The sequence below is a fragment of the Alcanivorax sp. genome (assembly GCF_014762765.1).
GTDB lineage: Bacteria > Pseudomonadota > Gammaproteobacteria > Pseudomonadales > Alcanivoracaceae > Alcanivorax.
On the sequence record NZ_JABURH010000091.1, the window covers coordinates 1 to 4,308 of the forward strand.

General features: G+C 59.2%; 4 protein-coding genes. 2 read left to right on the forward strand and 2 right to left on the reverse strand.

Annotated features, from left to right (window positions below; all coding sequences use genetic code 11):
- Nucleotides 1-179 precede the first annotated feature (179 nt).
- Both yghU and HUJ17_RS04690 read left to right on the forward strand, forming a co-directional pair.
- The gene (yghU, locus tag HUJ17_RS04685; protein WP_290509585.1) at nt 180-1,052 is read left to right on the forward strand and encodes a glutathione-dependent disulfide-bond oxidoreductase; all 873 of its coding nucleotides are present in this window, start codon (nt 180-182) and stop codon (nt 1,050-1,052) included.
- A gap of 202 nt (nt 1,053-1,254) precedes the next feature.
- Complete coding sequence (locus tag HUJ17_RS04690; RefSeq protein ID WP_290509586.1) at nt 1,255-1,926, forward strand: hypothetical protein; 672 nt, start codon at nt 1,255-1,257, stop codon at nt 1,924-1,926.
- 223 nt (nt 1,927-2,149) lie between these two features.
- Here HUJ17_RS04690 and HUJ17_RS04695 read toward each other — a convergent pair whose 3' ends face one another.
- Nucleotides 2,150-2,770 (reverse strand): lysophospholipid acyltransferase family protein, encoded by a 621-nt coding sequence (locus tag HUJ17_RS04695; protein WP_290509587.1) that lies wholly within the window; start codon nt 2,768-2,770, stop codon nt 2,150-2,152.
- Nucleotides 2,771-2,850: 80 nt separating this feature from the next.
- The coding region (locus HUJ17_RS04700) for a protein adenylyltransferase SelO (RefSeq protein WP_290509588.1) at nt 2,851-4,308 on the reverse strand (1,458 nt) is incomplete at its 5' end.

Consider the following 4,308-nt stretch of genomic DNA (forward strand, 5'->3'; position numbering starts at 1 on the left):
TTGCTTCAATACGCGCCCTGATGACACAGCTGAAGCGGTTCGGCGCTGGGTGTAGTGAACCTATAGGGCGGGTGAAAAAGCTGTAGAAAATGCCAAGCATCATGGAGTAAAGGGCAAGACCTGAGTGCCGTCGGCGGGTACCCTGCTGATAAGAGATAATTCGAACCGGGAGCTGTTTTATGTCCGATGACACCTACACCCCACCCCGTGTCTGGAAGTGGGACCAGGCCAATGGCGGCGCCTTCGCCAATATCAATCGCCCCATTGCCGGGCCGACCCATGACAAGGCCCTGCAAGTGGGCAAGCATTCTCTGCAGCTTTACTCCCTGGCCACCCCCAACGGGGTAAAGGTCACGGTGATGCTGGAAGAGCTGCTTGAAAAGGGTCACAAGGATGCGGAATACGATGCCTGGTTGATCAATATCCAGAATGGCGATCAGTTCGGCAGTGGCTTTGTGGAGGTGAATCCCAACTCCAAGATTCCTGCCTTGATGGATCACAGCGTCACCCCGCCACGTCGGGTGTTCGAGTCCGGCAATATTCTGTTGTACCTGGCAGAAAAGTTCGGCGAATTCCTGCCCGGCGACCCGGGCAAACGTACCGAAACGCTCAGCTGGTTGTTCTGGCAGATGGGCAGCGCGCCGCTGTTGGGTGGCGGCTTTGGCCACTTCTATGCCTATGCCCCGGAAAAGTACGAATACCCGATCAATCGCTACACCATGGAAATCAAGCGGCAGCTGGATGTGCTGGATCGGCAGCTTGCGGACAACGACTATATCGCCGGTGATGAATACACCATTGCCGATATGGCTATCTGGCCCTGGTATGGCGCTCTGGTGACTAACAAGGTCTACGAGGCAGCGGAGTTTATCGAAGCCCACACCTACAAGAATGTGCTGCGCTGGACAGAGCAGATCGGCGAAAGACCAGCGGTGAAACGCGGTCGTAAAGTGAACCGCGCCTGGGGCGAGCCTTCCAGCCAGTTATGGGAGCGCCATGATGCCAGCGATTTCGAGCTGCGCACCCTGGACAAGCTGCAAGGTGAGCAATAGCAAACCCCGGTGCTTATCAAGACGTAGGGTGCACTGAGCCCAAGCGAACTGCACCATTCAAACGCCGGATCGGTGCAGTTCGCCTTAGGCTCAGTGCACGCCTACGCAAGGCGTTACGTTTGCTGCTTTCCGGTAAGACGTTGTCGCGATGACGGTGATCTGACTGGTGTGATGGCCCTTTGTCTTGCGTTAACCTCACTCCATGACCACGTCGCCAACCGCTGCCCGCCTGGCTCCACTGGCCTGGGCCACCGCCCTGTTGCCACTGGTGACCATGCATGTCTGCTATCTGCTCTCTGCCAGTGAGCAGCTGGTGCCCTGGTGCCTGCCCTGGTTCGAGGGTTGTACCAGCATTTCCCGCGCGTCCCGTTCCGGCACGGCCTACTTCGTTTTCAAGGCGGGCATGTTGCCTGCCTGTGTCTGCATGGTGTTGTTCTGGTGGAGCAATCGCTACTGGTTACGACAACTGGGCGTGGAGCCAGGAGTCTGGTGGTGGCTGGGGATGCTGGCGGCCTTGCCGTTGGCACTCTACACCGTGGTGCTAGGGCATGCCGGCGATACCCCCTACATGCTGCGCCGGATTGGTGTGGTGGGGTTTTTCGGTCTGACCTATCTGGCGCAACTGGGGTTGAGTGCCTCCCTGCGTAACAGTGCGCAATCAGCGGCTGGGCGGGCCTTATTCCGGCTATGCGGTTTCACCCTGCTGGTGGGCATTGCTTCCTTGATACTGGGGGTGATCTGGCCGGAACACTACGGCACCATGGATGACGGGTTTGAGTGGACGCTGGCGGTGCTGATCAATCTGCACACTTTGTGGGTGGCGTGGCTTTGGCAACGCAGCGGATTTGCCGTGAATTTTTCATCGAACCCCTGACCTGATATTTTCGATCGCGGCTATGCCGTAGGAGCGTCGCTGGCGGCGCGATAACCCAACGTCGATAAAGAATGTATTACCACAGAGGGCACAGAGATCACTGAGGAAAAGAAAGGGTTTTCTCTGTGTGCTCTGTGCCCTCTGTGGTGAGAATGCTTTTAAAACAGGTTTGGGATAGCGCCTCCAGCGACGCTCCTACGGGGTGTGTCTTGCCAAGAACCGATTACTCCCTTCTTCCTGCCTGGCGCTGTTCCCACAGCGTTTTCACCGGGCCGGATAGTTTTTCCGGGCGTTTCGGCATGACGCCGGCAAAGCATTCATAGAGATACTGGAGGTCTCTCTCCAGGTCGCCGCTGGGCGTCATCACTTCGGGAAAGAAAATCCGTTTGCTCTGATAATCGGCCAAGGCCACCACGATGGGCACGCCGGCCTGCCGGGCAATATGCCAGAAACCGGTTTTCCATTTGGCGGCCCGGGTGCGGGTGCCTTCCGGGGTGACCACGATATAGAGCCGGTCGTGTTTGGCGAACTGCTCCACGGTCTGTTCAACCACGCCGGCGGAACGGGAGCGGTCGATGGGGATGGCGCCGCATCGTCGCAGCAGCCAACCCAGTGGGCCCTTGAACAGGTTGTCCTTGATCATCAGGTGGGCATCAATGCCGATGGCCGTTTTGCCGGTCAGGCCAAGCACTCCGTCCCAATTGGAGGTGTGTGGCCCGCCGGCTATGATCGCCTTGTCCACATTGGGGAAGGGGGCCACGCTCCAGCCGGTGGCACGCAGCACCTGCTGGCAAAGTCGCTGGGAGACACTTTGTGGCTCGGGGAAGGTGTCGTTGTCGGCCATGACAGTTCCTTAAGCACGGGCTCCCTACCAGTATAAAAGCCTGGCTTGCGGCGGCAAATACATGGCCTGGCCGTGTGTCGTCAGGTGCCGCAAAAGGTCTGGCAGACTCGCTCCTCCGGCGCCGGTGGTTGGCGATAGGCGTCGTCCGGATCGCGGTCCTCATAAGCGGTTGCCAGTGCGTCCAGTAGCGCCCTGGTGACAGACATATCGCCTTTTTCTGCGGCGGACAGCGCTTCCTCCACACGGTGGTTGCGGGGAATCACCGCCGGGTTGTGATTGCGCATCAGGCACCGAGACGATTTGAGTGGTTTTGGGTTGCGGCCCAGGCGGGCCTGCCAACGCTGGTGCCAGTTGATGAAGTCGTCATCCTTGTAGAAACGGCCCGCCGGGAAGTCTTCTCCAGTCAGATCTCGAAAAGTATTGGTGTAATCCGCCTGGTTTGCCTTCATCCATTCAAGCAGATCGGTAATCAATTTTTCATCCACCGGGTCATCACCGAACAGGCCCAGCTTTTTCTTCATCATTGCGAGCCACTTGTCACTGTAGCGTTCGCTGAAGGATTTGATCACGGCGGTGGCTTTTTCGATGGCGCTGTCCACATTCTCGTCGATCAGCGGCAACAGGGTTTCCGCGAAACGGCTCAGGTTCCACTGGGTGATGGTGGGCTGATTGCCATAGGCGTAGCGACCCTGATGATCAATGGAACTGAACACCGTATCCGGGTCGAAGCTGTCCATAAAGGCGCAGGGGCCGAAGTCGATGCTCTCGCCGCTCAGGGTCACGTTGTCGGTATTGAGTACGCCGTGGATAAAGCCCACCCGCATCCAGTGCACGACCAGATCAATCTGGCTGTCCATCACCGCATCCAGCAAGGCCAGAGCCTTGTTGTCACTGTCATTTTTTTCCGGGTAGTGGCGGTTCAGGGTGTAATCCACCAACGCTTCCAGCAGGGCCGGATTCTGTCGCCCGGCGGCGTACTGGAAGGTGCCCACCCGCAGATGGGAGGCGGCCACCCGGGTGAGAATGGCGCCGGGCAGGGCGGTTTCGCGCAATACCGATTCGCCAGTGGTGACCACTGCCAGGCTGCGGGTAGAGGGAATGCCCAGGCCATACATGGCCTCGCTGATGATGTACTCGCGCAGCATGGGGCCCAGCGACGCGCGGCCATCGCCGCCCCGTGAAAACACCGTTCGGCCTGCCCCCTTGAGCTGGATATCCCGGCGTGCGCCATCCGGGGTGATCTGTTCGCCAAGCAGAATGGCGCGACCATCGCCGAGCATGGTCAGGTTGCCGAACTGGTGGCCGGCATAGGCCTGAGCAATGGGGTCACTGCCGTCGATGGTGGCGTTGCCCGCCAACACAGACGCGCCAGCGGGACTGTCCAGTGCGTCCCCGTCCAGCCCCAGGGTATCCGCCAGGGCATGGTTGAACAGCACCATCTGTGGCGCTGCCACCGGCTGCGGCGGGCAGCGGGAAAACAGGTCTTCCGGCAGGTGGGTGTAGCTGTTATCGAACTGGAAACCGAAAGGGCGGGTCAT